This window comes from Haemophilus sputorum HK 2154, assembly GCF_000287615.1.
Lineage (GTDB): Bacteria > Pseudomonadota > Gammaproteobacteria > Enterobacterales > Pasteurellaceae > Haemophilus_A > Haemophilus_A sputorum.
The window spans coordinates 55,079-71,286 of sequence record NZ_ALJP01000007.1 but is presented as its reverse complement, the minus strand read 5'-3'; the positions used below and the strand labels follow the sequence as shown (position 1 = coordinate 71,286).

The 16,208-nt window shown below is 39.9% G+C and carries 12 protein-coding genes; 4 read left to right on the top strand and 8 right to left on the bottom strand.

The window, feature by feature from the left end; translation table 11 throughout:
* Nucleotides 1-58 precede the first annotated feature (58 nt).
* From HMPREF1128_RS02105 to rnr, 3 genes are all read right to left on the bottom strand, one after another.
* Nucleotides 59-637, bottom strand: coding sequence for an NAD(P)H-dependent oxidoreductase (locus HMPREF1128_RS02105; protein WP_007523793.1), 579 nt, complete (start codon nt 635-637; stop codon nt 59-61).
* Nucleotides 638-713: 76 nt separating this feature from the next.
* Nucleotides 714-2,393 carry a DNA repair protein RecN gene (recN, locus tag HMPREF1128_RS02100; RefSeq protein WP_007523845.1) on the bottom strand — a complete coding sequence of 560 codons (1,680 nt, stop codon included), beginning with the start codon at nt 2,391-2,393 and terminating at the stop codon, nt 714-716.
* A 236-nt stretch (nt 2,394-2,629) separates the two neighbouring features.
* Entirely contained in the window at nt 2,630-4,975 is a 2,346-nt protein-coding gene (gene rnr, locus HMPREF1128_RS02095; protein WP_007523897.1) for a ribonuclease R, read from the bottom strand.
* Between the two features lie 323 nt (nt 4,976-5,298).
* On the opposite strand from rnr, the gene HMPREF1128_RS02090 reads away from it, so the two are divergent.
* Together HMPREF1128_RS02090 and yccS are read left to right on the top strand one after the other, a co-directional pair.
* Nucleotides 5,299-6,999 (top strand): YadA family autotransporter adhesin, encoded by a 1,701-nt coding sequence (locus HMPREF1128_RS02090; RefSeq protein ID WP_007523725.1) that lies wholly within the window; start codon nt 5,299-5,301, stop codon nt 6,997-6,999.
* A 107-nt stretch (nt 7,000-7,106) separates the two neighbouring features.
* Entirely contained in the window at nt 7,107-9,326 is a 2,220-nt protein-coding gene (gene yccS, locus HMPREF1128_RS02085; RefSeq protein WP_035530002.1) for a YccS family putative transporter, read from the top strand.
* A gap of 12 nt (nt 9,327-9,338) precedes the next feature.
* Here the strand turns inward: yccS and HMPREF1128_RS02080 are convergent, their stop codons facing one another.
* From HMPREF1128_RS02080 to HMPREF1128_RS02065, 4 genes are all read right to left on the bottom strand, one after another.
* Nucleotides 9,339-10,358: a LacI family DNA-binding transcriptional regulator gene (locus HMPREF1128_RS02080; protein WP_007523907.1), complete on the bottom strand. Its 1,020-nt coding sequence runs from the start codon at nt 10,356-10,358 to the stop codon at nt 9,339-9,341.
* Nucleotides 10,359-10,435: 77 nt separating this feature from the next.
* Nucleotides 10,436-11,851 carry a glycoside hydrolase family 32 protein gene (locus tag HMPREF1128_RS02075; RefSeq protein ID WP_007523893.1) on the bottom strand — a complete coding sequence of 472 codons (1,416 nt, stop codon included), beginning with the start codon at nt 11,849-11,851 and terminating at the stop codon, nt 10,436-10,438.
* 73 nt (nt 11,852-11,924) lie between these two features.
* Complete coding sequence (locus tag HMPREF1128_RS02070; RefSeq protein WP_007523753.1) at nt 11,925-12,848, bottom strand: aminoimidazole riboside kinase; 924 nt, start codon at nt 12,846-12,848, stop codon at nt 11,925-11,927.
* Between the two features lie 127 nt (nt 12,849-12,975).
* Nucleotides 12,976-13,635: a trimeric intracellular cation channel family protein gene (locus tag HMPREF1128_RS02065; RefSeq protein ID WP_007523789.1), complete on the bottom strand. Its 660-nt coding sequence runs from the start codon at nt 13,633-13,635 to the stop codon at nt 12,976-12,978.
* Nucleotides 13,636-13,823: 188 nt separating this feature from the next.
* Between HMPREF1128_RS02065 and HMPREF1128_RS02060 the strand changes: the two genes are divergently transcribed.
* Both HMPREF1128_RS02060 and HMPREF1128_RS02055 read left to right on the top strand, forming a co-directional pair.
* Nucleotides 13,824-14,864, top strand: coding sequence for an extracellular solute-binding protein (locus HMPREF1128_RS02060; protein WP_007523906.1), 1,041 nt, complete (start codon nt 13,824-13,826; stop codon nt 14,862-14,864).
* Nucleotides 14,865-14,996: 132 nt separating this feature from the next.
* Nucleotides 14,997-15,563 (top strand): acetate uptake transporter, encoded by a 567-nt coding sequence (locus tag HMPREF1128_RS02055; RefSeq protein ID WP_007523841.1) that lies wholly within the window; start codon nt 14,997-14,999, stop codon nt 15,561-15,563.
* A gap of 56 nt (nt 15,564-15,619) precedes the next feature.
* Here HMPREF1128_RS02055 and HMPREF1128_RS02050 read toward each other — a convergent pair whose 3' ends face one another.
* Nucleotides 15,620-15,928 (bottom strand): toxin-antitoxin system YwqK family antitoxin, encoded by a 309-nt coding sequence (locus HMPREF1128_RS02050; protein WP_007523891.1) that lies wholly within the window; start codon nt 15,926-15,928, stop codon nt 15,620-15,622.
* Between the last annotated feature and the right edge of the window lie 280 nt (nt 15,929-16,208).

Here is a 16,208-nt window from a genome sequence, read left to right as displayed (position 1 = left end):
TAGATAAAAATAAAAAAGGTGAGCTAAAATGCTCACCTTCTAAACTCATATTTTGCAATTAGCCGAACACTTTTTCCAAATGTGCTTGGTAGTCTGCTAAGTATTGTTCTACTTGTGGATTTTTAATCACATCGTTACATAAGAATGTCGGCAGACGGGTCAAGCCAATGAATTCGTTGAGTTTGTGGAAAGGCATGTACACAGCATCTACGCCTTTGCCTTCGAAGAAATCGCCTTCACGGGTGAACGCTTCAATCGGCGCATTCCACGTAAGCGAAAGCATGTGTTTTTTGCCTTGCAACAAGCCACCTGTGCCGTAGCCTTCGGTTGGATTTACACGATGGCGGCCATCACTGTGGTAAAGCTTGCCGTGTCCAGCGGTTAATACTTCGTCTATGTATTTTTTCACTGTCCAAGGTTCGTGCATCCACCAACCTGGCATCTGCCAAATCACGACATCCATCCACAAGAATTTTTCGATTTCTGCTTCAACATCATAGCCGGCATCAATCATGGTTTCTTGTACATTGTGTCCAAGTGCGGTCAAAACTTCTTTCGCTTTTTTGTGAAGTGTATGGTTTAACTCACCGTGTGAATGTCCGAAATCTTTACCACCATCTAATAATAAAATATTCATCTTTGCTCCTAAAATAAATCATGCTAAAAACTGGGGCTGCCATTATGTAGTTTTACTTTATATTTTAAAAGTGTATTTACTCTTGCTTTGCCAATGCCAGCATTTCTTTAGCATTGGCTAAGACAGCTTCAGTAATTTTGCTGCCTCCTAATAAGCGCGCTAATGCGCTAATTCTTTCCTCTTCTTTAAGATGAGTCATCTGTGTTTCTGTTTGATTGTTTTCTACATATTTCTGTACATTGAAATGATGATGCCCGTAGCTCGCCACTTGCGGTAAGTGAGTCACGCATAAAACCTGGCATTTTTTGCCTAATTGTCTTAATAATTTTCCAACTGTGGTTGCAGCAGAACCACTAATGCCAACATCCACTTCATCAAAAATAATTGTTGGCGTAGAAAGTTTATTTGCGGTTAATACCTGTACGGCAAGAGAAATACGTGATAACTCACCACCTGAAGCAATTTTTGCTAACGGTTGCATTAACTGTCCAAGGTTACTGCGTAAGTTAAATTCGACAAAATCAGCCCCTTGTGGAGATAATTTTTTTGGATCAAATTTAACATCTACAAAAAATTCTCCATTTTCCATGGAAAGCTGCTTAATTTGTTGGGTAACTTGTTCCGCTAATTTTTCCCCAGCTTGCTTGCGTTTCACTGAAATTTGCTCAGCTAATTGCAAACACTGTTGATGTGCGGCTCGCTCTTGTTCAATTAGTGCTTGTTCATTTTGTGAATGATCTAATAATTCTTGTAGTTCTTGCTGTAACTTCGCATGATGTTGCCATAGTTGATTTGGCAAAACATGATGCTTACGTGAAAGTGAGATCGTTTTGGCAATGCGTTCATCTAATTCTTTCAACATTTCTGGATCTTGTTCGATATGATCCGCTAAATTTCGCACTTCTGAGCTCGCTTCTTGTACTTGAATAAGCGCTTCATTTAGCATATCTAAGGCTGATTGATAGCGAGTATCCACCTCTGCTAAGTCTTCTAAATCGCGAATAGCTTGATAAATCAAGATATCAGCATTGACATTATCATCACTTAATACCTCTAGTACAGATTGAGAAAGCTCAGTTAACGATTCAGCATTCGAGAGTCTAGCGTGCGTTTCTTCCATCTCTTCAAATTCATTTTCTTTAATCGCAAACTCATCTAGCTCTTCCACTTGATATTGTAAAAGCTGCTTACGCGCTTCATTTTCTGCACATTGTTGATAGTAATTTTTACGTAATTGATATTGCTTGCGCCAGTATTGATAACTTTGCTGCATTTCTGCTAAATCAGCATGTAAATTCGCATAATTATCGATAAGCTCCAATTGATATTCATTTTTCAGCAAAAGTTGCGGTGCATGCTGCCCATTAAGATGAATTAAATACTGCCCAAGTTCTCGCAGTTGAGAAGCTGGTATCGGGTGATTATTCACGAAAGCTTTAGAACGTCCTTCAAGGTTAATCATTCGACGCAAAATACACTCTTGAGGATTCTCTTCATCCAGTAACTCTCGCTCAGCAAGCCACTGATAAGCAGGGCTATTAGGCTGCATAAAGAAAGTTGCCGAAATATCTGCTTTATCTGCACCATGGCGAATCATGCTACTTTCTGAACGATAACCTAAACAAAGCCCAAGCGCATCAATCGCAATAGATTTACCCGCGCCAGTTTCACCAGTAATGACTGACATTCCTTGTTCTAGATCTAAAACTAGATGGCGCACAATGGCAAAATTATTGACAGAAAGTTGGGTAAGCATAATGAAAATCCCTGAATAAAAAACCAATTTATTGATAATAATACCAGTAGTTTTTCAAACAGTAAATATGCGAGAAGCAAAAAAAACGCTACATCTTGTGGGGGGATATAGCGTAAAGAGTTGGAGTGATTACCTATTATTTTTGAAGTAATAAGATGATAATAATTCTCAACAATTCAAGCAAGGTAATTTACAAAAACTTACAAATGAGAACTTTTCTCATTTAGGTTTTTTGGCTACTTTTTCCGAGAGGTTTTTGCAGATCTTTTTGCTTTTTTGACCGCTTGCGTTTTATTTTTCTTCGCCTTTTTCACCGTTTTCGGCTCTTTAAAAATAGGCAATTTTTCTGCCGCTTTTGCCTTTTTCTTTGCCGTTTTTCCTACTTGAATGCCTTTGCGAAAATTATTTAACAACGCGAAATCAATTTTTTTCTCATCTAAATTCACGTTAATCACTTTTACCCGAACAGGATCACCAATTCGATAAATAATGCCACTTCCACCCACAAGGCGCTGTCTATCTGCATCATAGTGATAATAATCGTTCTCTAGTGTTGAGATATGCACTAAACCATCAATCAATAACTCATTGAGTTTAACAAATAAGCCAAATCCTGTGACTGAAGAAATTACACCATCAAATTCTTCGCCTAAGTGATCTTGCATAAATTCGCATTTTAACCAATCTGCTACTTCACGCGTTGCTTCATCCGCGCGACGCTCCGTTGCAGAACATTTATCGCCAAATTGATCCATATCATCTAAACGATAATGATAGCCACCGCCATCCGTATAATTACGGGTATTTCCCTTCTCTTTTTCAATTAAATATTTGATCGCGCGATGCAACAAAAGATCCGGATAACGGCGAATCGGTGAAGTAAAATGCGCATATTCGGTTAATGCTAACCCGAAATGCCCAATGTTATCTGCCGCATAAACCGCTTGTTTTAACGAGCGAAGCAACATTGTTTGAATAAGTTCGCGATCTGGGCGGTCTGCAATTTGTGTTAATAATTGTGCATAATCTTGTGGTGTCGGATCTAACCCAACTGACCAAGTAATACCGCACTCTTTAATAAAAGATTTAAAGCTGGTTAATTTTTCTTCGCTTGGTTTATCATGAATTCGATAAAGTGCTGGCTCATTTGCTTGTTCAACAAAACGTGCTGCTGCAATATTGGCGAGAATCATACACTCTTCAATCAATTTATGTGCATCGTTACGAATAACGGGTTCAATACGCTCAATGCGCCCTTGTGGATTAAAAATAAATTGATTTTCGATTGTTTCAAACTCAATTGCACCACGTTTTTGGCGTGCGCCGACTAACACATTAAACATCGCATAAAGCTCTTCTAAATGCGGAACTAGCGGTGCATAACGTTCACGTAATTGCTCATCGCCTTGAAGAATTTTCCACACTTTCGTATAAGTTAAGCGGGCGTGTGAATTCATAACAGCTTCATAAAAACGATAACCTGTTAATTCACCGCTTGCTGATACCGTCATTTCTGCAACTAAACAAAGCCGATCAACTTGCGGATTTAACGAACAAAGCCCATTTGAAAGAATCTCTGGCAACATCGGAATGACTCGATTTGGGAAATAAACCGAGTTCCCGCGGTTTGCTGCTTCAATATCTAAAGCCGTTTTTGGGCGTACATAATAGCTGACATCAGCAATAGCCACCCATAAGCGCCAACCCTCATTTTCTTTTTGTGCAAATACCGCATCATCAAAATCCCGAGCGCTTTCGCCATCAATAGTCACTAATGGCAAATGGCGTAAATCTACACGACCTAACTTAGCCTCTTCAGGCACCTCTTCTTGAAATTGTCGAATCTGTTTTTCAACACCTTCGCTCCAAACATGCGGGATATCGTGATTTCGCAACGCAATTTCTATTTCCATTCCAGGCGCTAAATTATCCCCAAGGATTTCAGTAATCACGCCAATTGGACGGTGGGAACCCGATTTACGTGGTTGTAATTCCACGACCACCACTTGCCCCATTCTTGCACCTAAACGTTCAGTTTCAGGAATCAGGATATCTTGCTGAATACGGCTATCATCGGGCACCACAAAACCAATCCCACTTTCTAAGAAAAAGCGGCCAACAATGTGTTTTTTGCGTGCTTCTAACACTCGTACAATCCGCACTTCTCTACGACCACGTCGATCTGTACCATTAGGTTGAGCTAACACAAAATCACCGTGCATAACACGGTTCATCTGTACATTGGGAATAAACCAATCATCGCCTTTATCTGCACCTTCCACTTGCAAAAAGCCATATCCATCACGATGCCCCGTTACGGTTCCTTTAACTAAATCCATTTTTTCCGGCAAGGCATAACAATTGCGTTTAGTAAACACTAACTGCCCATCATTTTCCATTGCCCGCAAACGACGACGAACGCCTTCTATACGCTCTTCATCATAAATATGAAAAGCTTCTAACAAGTCCTCTCGACTCATCGGGGCATCAAATTCACGAATCGTTTGTAAAATAAATTCTCGCGAAGGCACAGGATTCTCATATTTTTCTAATTCTTGTTGGTAATTCGGATCTATAATCATATTATTCTCTTTAAATTATGTGTTATTAGGCATTCTACGCTTTTCAAGATGTGTTACCTAATAAAAGTTAAAACATTTGCAAAACTCTACTTTTTTGAACTTATGGAAAATCCAATCGATGATAACAATTCTCAACTTACAAATTGAATTGTAAAATCTATCAATAAACCTTCATTTTCATTTTAAAATAGTTATAATGATAGTTGACAGAAACAGTCATCAATCGTGGCTTACTGTCCTATCTACATAACATAAAATTTTCACCCTAATTTATACATATTGACCTCATTAGAAGAGGATTTTAAATAATAAGGAATTTTAAGGTGAATAAACAAACCCTCTCTATCGCCATTTCATTAGCGATTACCTCATCAATTACTACCGCAAAAACCGAGCAAGGAACCAATCAAATAAGCAGTGACTCTGCTGTCGTTTTTGGCGATGGCAACATTGTTTCTGGGCTAAGAGCAACGGCTGTCGGAACCAATAACAAAGCTAGCGTAGGAAATGCTATCGCCATTGGTGTTGAATCTGAAGCAACGATTGCTGTACCTGCTGAAGCTAACTCTGATAAACCTTCAAACCCTCTTGCTATTGGTACAAAAGCTAAAGCACAAGCTGCTGAAACTGTAGCAATTGGTGAAAGCGCGCAAGCCACTAAACAAAATGCCAATGCATTTGGTTCACAAGCAATAGCATCAGGTGAAAGTGCCTTAGCATTAGGTTCTGGCTCAAACGCTACCGCTGATTCTGCAGTTTCTATTGGTAATGATGCCAACGCAACTGCTAAATCATCCGTTGCAATCGGTGAATCGACTAATGCAACAGGCGTATTCTCCACTGCAATCGGTGATTCATCTAGCGCATCAGGTACTCGCAGCGTAGCAGTTTCAACTAATGCAAAAGCATCTGGTGAATCTAGTCTTGCAATCGGCACAGAGTCAAACAGCTCAAAAGAAAATGCGATTGCTATTGGTCAAAGCTCAAATGCTGCTAATGAAAATGCTGTGGCAATTGGTGCTCGAGCTGACTCTTCTCATAAAAATGCCGTAGCATTAGGCAGTGCATCAACTACTAGAGATGCCACTAAAGAAACACAAGCGACTGTTGGTAATATTACTTATTCAGGTTTTGCTGGCACAGATGGTACCGCTGTAGTTTCTGTAGGAAAAGATTTTACTCGCCAAATTGTTAATGTTGGCGCTGGTAATATTTCAGCAACCTCGACTGATGCCATTAATGGTAGCCAGTTATATGCTGTTGCTTCGCAAGTTTCAAAAAACGGCGATAATATTGCAAATAACACAGTAAATATTACGAAAAATGCAGGCAATATCGCGAACAACACTGCAAATATCTCGAAAAATGCAGGCAATATCGCAAACAATACTGCAAATATCAGCAAAAATGCAGACAACATTGCAAACAATACTGCAAACATCACCAAAAATGCAGACAATATTGCAAACAACACTGCAAACATCAGCAAAAATGCAGACAACATTGCAAACAATACTGCAAATATCTCGAAAAATGCAGGCAATATCGCGAACAACACTGCAAATATCACTAAAAATGCAGGCAACATCGCGAACAACACTGCAAACATCACCCAAAATGCAGGCAACATCGCGAACAACACTGCAAACATCACCAAAAATGCAGACAATATCGCGAATAATACGCAGCTAATTAACCAAAACACGCAAAATATTGCTAATAACAAAAATGCAATTAATCAATTGGAACGTCGAGTAAACGATACCGATCGTAAAATCAATCGCGTTGATCGTCGCTCTCGTGCAGGTATTGCTGGTGTTGCGGCAATTGCCTCTGCACCGAATGCGCGTAAAGATGGTAAGAGCATGATTTCTGCAGGTGTAGCACATCACCGTGGTGAAAGCGCTATTGCAATTAAGGCCTCTCGTAACTCTGATAACGGTAAGTGGTCAAGCAACGTAAATGGTGCGAGCGATACTCGCGGACAATTTACAGTGGGTGCTGGTGTCGGTTATGAGTGGTAATCTCTCAGACTAATAACAAGGTTGTTCTTCGGAACAACCTTTTATTTTCCACAAGCGGTCAAATTTGATCTAAAATTTGCAAAAGATGTGCAAACTTGACCGCTTTCATGAATAAACTGCTAAAAAAAATCCAAAGCGACTGGCTTTCAGACGGCATTATCAAAACCTTGCCGATCTTCATTTCCACCAATCTAGTCGCAGTAATTATCTGGACACTTCAGATTTCTCACTATTCCATGCCACTGGTGCTCGGCATTATTGCGGGAGGATTAGTTGATTTAGATAATAGCCTGTCTGGTCGCTTCAAAAACCTCATTTTAACGCTCATTGCTTTTGCGACTTCTTGTTGGGGGGCAACCTTAGCGCTTAGCTATGGCTGGCTGTTTATTCCATTTGCGACCATTTGTGCATTCGGTCTGGTAATGCTTGGGGCATTAGGTCAGCGATACAACACCATTGCTTTTGGTACATTAGCCGTAGCAGTTTATACCTCTCTAACTTATAGCGAAAATAGCTCGTCTATATTAAATATGGCGATGATACTTACCGGTACGCTACTTTATGGTTTAATGGCAATGTTGGTGCATATCATTTTTCCTAATCGCACAGTACAAGAAAATCTTGCCCGCTCATATGAAGCATTGAGCGCTTATTTACAAGCAAAATCTGCCTATTTCGATCCAGACGATGATGATTTAGCACAAAAACAGATGCTCCTAGCACAAGCAAATACGCAGGTAGTCAATGCTTTTGACCAAACTCGGCTTTCTCTCTTCTATCGACTACAACGCCATACCCGCCAAAAACGCACGCAGCGAATGTTGCGCTACTATTTCACAGCACAAGATATTTTAGAGCGAGCGAGTTCTAGTCATTATCAATATTACGAGTTATTTAGCGCACTTAATAACAGCGACTTAATGTTCCGTTTCCAACGAGTGTTAGAGCTGGAAGCAGCAGCTTGCTTACATATTGCTTATGCACTACGCCACGGGGAAATTTATCAACATGGCATTCGTGTGGAAAAAGCCTTACAAGGGCTCTTTAACTCGCTAAATTACCATCAAGAACAAGGGCTAAAAAATATCCACCGCTGGTTCTCTATTGCAGAAAACCTCCGTAACATTGAAGGGCAACTTAACCAAATTGAATCGGGTGAAGATGAAGAACAAGCGGTCGAAATTCGCAAAAATTTAACAAAATCCAACCGCTTGGTGGGTGAACCCGTTTCTGGCTTTCGTAATATGATTCGTGCGGTATGGGCACAATGCACACTTTCATCGCAGCTCTTTCGCCATGCCGTTCGTATTGCCTTTGTGGTAGGCGTATGTGGCAGCCTAGTGCCACTTTTCCAGCTTGATAACAAAGGCTATTGGATTTTACTGACTGCCATTTTTGTCTGCCAACCCAACTACTCCGCCACCAAAAAACGCCTTATTCAGCGGGTTGTCGGCACAATTTTAGGCGTATTGTTCGGAATGTTAGTGCGAGAATATTACATTACTTCCACACTCGAAGCGAAACTGGGACTAATTGTCATTAGTGGCAGCCTTTATACCTTCTTTCGTTTCCGAAATTATGGTTTCTCCACTTGCTATATTACGATTTTAGTCTTAGTTAGCTTAGATATTACAGGCATTGGCGCGGATGAAGGTATTCTACCTCGTGTGTTAGATACCTTAGGTGGCACGGCGATTGCGTGGTTTGCGGTTTCATTTATCTACCCAGACTGGAAATACTTAAATCTGCACGAGAACTTGAAAAATACCCTAAAAGCCAGCGGGCATTATTTGCGTCATATTATGGCGCAACTGCAATTTGGCTATAACGATAATCTTCCATATCGCATTGCAAGACGAGATGTGCAGAACTATATTTCAGCCCTCAGTGGCGCAATTTCCAATATGCATAGCGAGCCGAAAAAATATCAAGATGCGCTCAGTTTTGCCCCAACATTATTAGGGGTGACTTATACGCTATTAAGTTATATTTCAGCATTAGGCGCCTATCGAATAGCGCAAGCATCGCTAGATCGCCAATTAGATTTCTCTGCCTTGTTTTATACTCAAGGAAGAGAGGTCGCGAATTGGATTGAACGCATTGCAGAAGGAAAAACAACCTCTGCCAAAATGGACGATCAACTGGCCATGATTGCACAAGAATTGAACCACTTTGAGCAAACACATCAACAAAAAAGTGATGCATCCGCATTGGTATTGATTCAGCAATTGCGTTTAATCGTGGAATTACTCCCGCAACTGCAAACGTTAGTAGCAAAAGAAAAACTCTATCATCAACAAGAAGAGATAGAAAATAAGGCGGACTAATCGCCGCCTTATTTAATGTCGCCAAATAATTTCACAGGCGATTTTCTGATTTTTAACTTTATGCCCTTGTAAGCGTGCTTGAATCATTTCAAAGGCTTGATGGGCAATTTCTTCATGTAGCTGTTTAATAGAATGAACCTTAAACGGCAGTGCATTGAGCATATGATGATCATCAAAGGTTGCCAAGACTAATTCGCCGTTAAGCACTTTATTTGTGTAGTGATGCTCCGTTAAATAACGCAGTACTCCTTCCATTAACGTATAAGCGCCCGTAAACACCGCTTGTGGCAAACGCCCTAACTGCTCCACCGTTTCTTTCATCATTTCATAGCCGGAATCCGATTGGTAATCTTTATGTAAAATCCAACCGCTTGTCGGCGTAAGTTTTGCTTGCTCCAACCCTTCATAAAAGCCTTCCAAGCGTGAAGCGCTTGGTGAAAGCGAAAGCTGCCCGCCGAAATAATAAAATTCATTCAGCTCATAAGCACGCACAATATTTTCTACTAATTGAGCAATGTAAGGCGTGTCGTCACTTGCCAAGGATGGAATCGTTAACGTTGGAATATGACGGTCAATTTGCACAATCGGCGTATGTTTAATCACTTTTTTATAATAGCTGGCATCTTGATGTGTTGGTGCAGTCACAATCAGATCAACCTGTCTATCCAATAATCGCTCGATCACCATTTTTTCTTGTTGCGGATCATCATCTGAACAAGCAATCAGCAAGTATAATCCTTGCTGGCGACACAGTTTTTCTAACGTTTTTGCGGTTAATGCAAAACCATAGTTGGTTAAATCTGGTACTACCAAGCCAATTACATTGGTGCGCTGTGCTTGAAGCGCTTTGGCATAAGCATTCGCGCGATAGCCATGTTTTTCCACAACTTGGCGGACTTTTTCTTGTGTTTCTGGGCTAATCCGAAAACGGTCGCTTTTCCCGTTTAGCACCATGCTGACAGTCGTTTTCGATAATCCTGTTAGCTGTGCAATATCATTGAGTGTTAAACGTTTTTTTACTGGGGCATCCATAGTTATCCGTAATATGGGTGTCTGAAAAATCGATTGCTGATGCCATCAACTGGCATCAGCACTCCATCGTATTTGAATTAAATATCCAATAAGTGAATTGGCATCACTTGAGCAATTTTCGCTGTCATTGGACGCGAAGCACTAACGCTATTTGTGCGCTGGCGAATAAAGAAGCGAGAAGTCATCACTTTTTCGCCACCATTAAGAAAAATTTCCACCACAGAGCGGTCGAAGTAAATATCAATTCGTTCTAATTTCTCCACTTCACAATGGCGCACGCTATCAAATTTTAACATCCAATCTGTTTGTTCGGTTTGGCTACGGTCAAGGGTCACTTTACCGTTAGCATAACTGAGCTGTAGTTGCCCGAAGAAAGTCAGATCAAGCGGTTGATTTTCAACTTGGATTTGCAAATAGCTAGTATCTAAATTTGCAATTTCTCCTGATAATTCGACCGCTTGTAAGGTGGAAGTTTTCACGATTGGACGTTGCTTAATCGCACCATTTTCCACGGAAATTTGACGTGGCATGGTTAACATAGAGTGCCATTTGAATTCATCTGTCGGGTAAGTTAAATCTGGCAATCCCACCCAGCCAAACAGAATTCGGTCAGAATTTTGCACCGTTTGTGGCGCATAAAAATCAAAGCCGTAATCTAATTCGTCAATGCTTTCCGCCACCAATACATTATCAGTTAATTTGCCTAAAGCATAAGTGGCATGGTAATTATTTTGGAAACGATTCGCTTCACGTAATTTCCCTTGCGGTGACCAAACAAAGCAGTCTTTCCCGCCAAGCTGGAAGAGATCAGGGCATTCCCACATAAATACGTGCTCGTTATTAAAATCTTGCACCGACAACTCACCGATTAAGCGCGGTGTATCTTGCAAATTATCCATTTCATAGACTAAGCAAGTTCCCGTTAAATTCTCACGCTGCGCCCCTAATACAAAACGAATTTTGCCTTCTTTCGTCACATATGGTTTAGGATCGCGCACATGTTCCGTGTAACCTTCTGGCGCTTTGTCAATAATGCAGCGTTTTTCTAGCAATTTGCCTGATTTATCAAAAATCGCAATATTTTGATGTGGAATGCGCGCATTATCGCTTGGTCGGCGCGTGTTGCCAGTATAAAACGCAACAATTTGATCTTCCCATAAAATCGCCCCACCAGAATAGCAGCCATGCGATTCAAATAATTCATCAGGAATGAGTAAATCCCCACGTTCAAAGGTTTGAAAATCTTTGGTTATAAAATGCGCCCAGTGTTTCATTCCATGTATTGCATCATAAGGGAACCACTGCGCAAAAATATGATATTTCTCACCATCAAAAATTAACCCATTTGGATCGTTAAATAGCCCTGTTTTAGGTGCTAAATGGTAAGTAGGGTAAAAATCTTGGTCAGATAAAACCGTTTGACGAACTGCTTCTAATTCGCCTTCTGTTTGAGCGTGCAAATTTTTGTATTTGCCTTGATTGAAAATATGCATGAGGTGGCATCCTGAAAGAGCCCTCTCGCGACAAATTCACGAGAGGGATAAAAGAAGGAAAAATGTGTCAAAATTAGTTTGCTAAAAATGCATCTAATTGTGCTTTATTTGGTAAGGCAGCCATCGCCCCTTTAGCAGTAGTTGCAAGGGCACCCGAAGCATTCGCCTTGCGAATAACACTAACCAATGCGTCTTCATTTTTCCAGTCGCTGACTTCAGAAAGCCCAGCTAATAAACCACTGACAAACGCATCACCTGCTCCGGTTGTATCAACAGGTTGTAGCGCCTTGCCTGCAACTAATTGACTCTTACCATTGAAATAATAAACCGCACCATCTTTACCTAAAGTCACAATAATCAATTTTTCTGGATATTGAGAGGTAATAACATGCGTTGCTTCTTCTAAAGTGGTGGTGTTCGTTAATAAAGTGAGCTCTTCTTCAGAAAATTTTAAAATATCTGCCATGGCAACAACTTGGTTTACAACCGTTTTCATCTCTTCTAAAGAAGGCCAAAGCGAATCGCGTAAATTCGGATCAAACGAGAAAAAACCGCCTGCTCCTTTAATTCGACGAATGGCTTCAATCGTTGTTGAACGAGATGGCTCATGAATCAAGGCAATTGAACAACAGTGTAAGAAATCTCCCGCTTGAAATGGCGGTAAATCCCCAACTTCTAAAAATTGGTCGGCACTTGGATTAACCATAAAGGTAAAACTACGCTCACCGTTGTCTAATCCAACAATCACGGTTGAAGTGCGGTGATTAGGGTCTAAAATCATATGCTCAGTAGAAACATTCTCAGCATTCAGTGTTTCTTGCATAAACTTACCAAGCGGGTCAAATCCAACTCGGCCGATAAAGCCTGCGTCACGACCCAATCTTGCTACACCAACTGCCACATTGGCTGGTGCACCACCTGCGCATTTTAAATAATGATTTTCACCATCGGGAATTAAATCCACGACCGCATCACCTGTTACCCAAATTTTGCTCATAACTCGTTCTCTTTTGAAGTAAAAACAATAAAAACATCTTAGCTAAAACGATTTAGCTTTGCAAATTAAATGGAAAATTTGACCGCTTGTTTACACAGTTTTGTGATCTAGCTCTCATTTTTTATGTTTATTTTTTACGCTTAGAGAGTTTATCAACTAAATCCCCTTTGCCTAAATACTGTGCTTCATCAAACTCAAATACTGGCAAACCTAACTTAAAGCGAATCGCTAATAAACGAATGCTAAAACCTAATAATAACGTTAAAAGCACCACAATATTTTGCGACCAACCTAGAGATTGTAATCCCACATAAATGCATGAAGAGAGAAAAGAAACACTGGCATAAAGTTCTTTACGAAAAACCAAAGGGATGCGGTTACAGAGCAGATCACGCAACACGCCACCAAAAGCGCCCGTAATGACAGCGGCAACGCTAGCAATCAGTAAGCCATAGCCCATATCTAACGCAACTTGCGCACCAATAATCGAAAAGACAATTAACCCCAGCGCATCAAGCACTAAGAAAATCGTACGGAAATAACCTAAAAATGGCGCAATAAACATGGTAAAGACTGCCGCACCTGCCACAATCATTAAATATTCTGGATGCGCCACCCAACCAAGCGGATAGTGTCCTAGCAATACATCACGAACTGAGCCGCCTCCAATGGCAGTAACTGAAGCTATAATAATCACACCAAACATATCCATTTTTTCCCGCCCTGCGGCTAAGGCGCCAGTAATGGCTTCTGCTGTAATCCCGATAATATAAAGTACAAATAACATAGGTAAAATATCCTTAAAAAAGCACCGCTTGCACTATGATAAGCGAGAAAAAGGATGAACTCCAAACCTTTCGTAAAGAAAAAGAATCCTGCCTTTTCCTCTAGCCAAAAGCATCAAAAATCGTTATAATTGCGCACTTTTTGGGCAGGGCAACCTGCGTGTTTTTTCTCTAACAGAGGCGCAAAAAATTGAAACAGATTTTGGCTAAAATTGCCCTTGTGGGCATGGCATTCTCAGCAATGGTCGCTCAGGCGGCTGAAAAGCTCTATGTTTATAACTGGACGGAATATGTTCCTTCTTCGTTATTAGAACAGTTTACTAAAGAAACCGGCATTGAAGTGATTTACTCTACTTTTGAGAGTAATGAAGAGATGTATTCTAAACTCAAACTCTCTAATTCAAAAGGTTACGATATTGTTTTTCCATCGAGCTACTATGTTGGCAAAATGATGAAAGAAGGTATGCTAAGTGAATTAGATAAATCAAAATTAACTAATTTAAAAAATGTTTCGCCTGATTTAATGGGAAAACCATTCGATCCAGAAAATAAATTTTCACTTCCTTATGTTTACGGTTTAACTGGTATTGGCGTGAATGCAACAGATATCGATCCAAGTACGATTTCTAGCTGGGGCGATTTATGGCGTGATGAATACAAAGGCAAATTATTGCTTATGAACGATCCGCGTGAAGTATTCCACATTGCATTATTGCTAGACGGCAAATCACCAAATAGCGAAAACGAAGCGGAAATTAAAGCGGCTTATGAGCGCTTACAAAAAATCGTTCCAAACGTACTCGTATTTAACTCTGATTCGCCAGAAATGCCTTATTTACAAGGTGAAGTTTCTGTGGGTATGCAATGGTCTGGCTCGGCACATCGTGCGAAAAGTGAAAACCCAGATTTAAAATTTATTTTCCCGAAAGAAGGTGCGGTACTTTGGATGGATAACTATGTCATTCCAAAAGGTGCAGAAAATAAAGAAGCGGCACATAAATTTATTGATTTCTTATTACGCCCTGAAAGTGCGAAAGAAGTGATCGAAACCATGGGCTTCTCAATGCCTAACGAAGGTGTAAAAGCATTACTTTCTCCAGAATTAGTAAATGATCCTCTTATTTTCCCACCATCGGAAGAAATCAATAAAGGGATCTTACAATCAGATGTTGGTACAGCAGTAGAAATCTACGAGAAATACTGGAATCTGCTAAAAACCGGCGGAAAATAACCGCTTGTATGCTGGCTATTATATAGCTTAGATGACGATTTTACTGGCATAAGTCATTGTGCCGTTTTTCTTAATATTGGTTCTAGTGTGAACTAGAGCCAATATTTTTTATTCGACATATAGAGGTCTTTTATGTCAAATCATCAATCTTTAACAGCAAATCCAGTGCCATTAGGTTTATGTGGTTTTGCTTTAACAACTTGGCTTTTAAGCTTAATTAACAATGGCACCTTTGGTGGTGAAAATGTTGGTCTAGTATTAGCAATGGGCTTAGCTTTTGGTGGCTTAGCACAAATGCTTGCAGGACTTTTTGAATTCTCAAAAGGCAACACTTTCGGTTTCACCGCATTTACTAGCTACGGTGCATTCTGGATTTCATTTGCACTATTTAAAATCTTCTTTGCTGAAGGCGTAAGTGCTGCTTTCGTTGGTTGGTACTTAATTGCTTGGGGGACATTTACTTTAATGATGTTTATCGGCACTTTAGCGAAAGCGCGTGCACTACAAGCTATCTTCTTGGCATTAACCATCACCTTCTACTTATTGGCAGCTGGTGACTTTACTCACAATACAACCATCACGAATATTGGTGGTAATTTCGGTTTATTAACTGCCTTATTAGCTTTCTATTTAGCCGCAGCAGATATCATTAACGATAGCTTCGGCCGTGAAGTTTTACCAGTGGGTAACCCAAAATAATTTAATGAAAACAAAGGGCGAATTTATTTAATTCGCCCTTTTATTTATCTAGATTGCTACTTTTTAGGACCTAATCCTTCCGCAATAATATGCCCATTCACATAGTACTTAGTAAAGATAACATTGCCATCTTTATCAAAATATTTCCACGTTCCTTGCTCTACACCATTTTTTAATTCGCCTTGCGAGATAAGTGTTCCTGATTCATCATAATATTTAGTCGTTTTGACGCCATTTATTTCAACCACCTCCGATTTTATATTACCGTTAGGATGAAAAGTCTGATTATCTATTGTTGAACGAATATGTGCCGTAGCAGAACCAATACAAAAAAGTGCTAAAACAGTAAATAGAGATTTTTTCATAGCTAATTTCCTCATATTAAATAGAGAGTCATCAAAGTAATTTCTGGAAAAAGTATAACCTAACAAAACAAACGTGTAAAGTAGCGCTTTTTACTTTTATGCATTTAGAACATAAAATTTATAAAACAAGCGGTAAAATTCTGTGAAATTTTTACTCATTGACCAAATCCAGATATCTCTCTACTTATGTGATCTGCTTCACAACTTTGACATAAAATAAGATGAAAGGCTTGTAATGCTAGAAAATCAGCGTATTTTCTATTTATTTTATTCAATATAA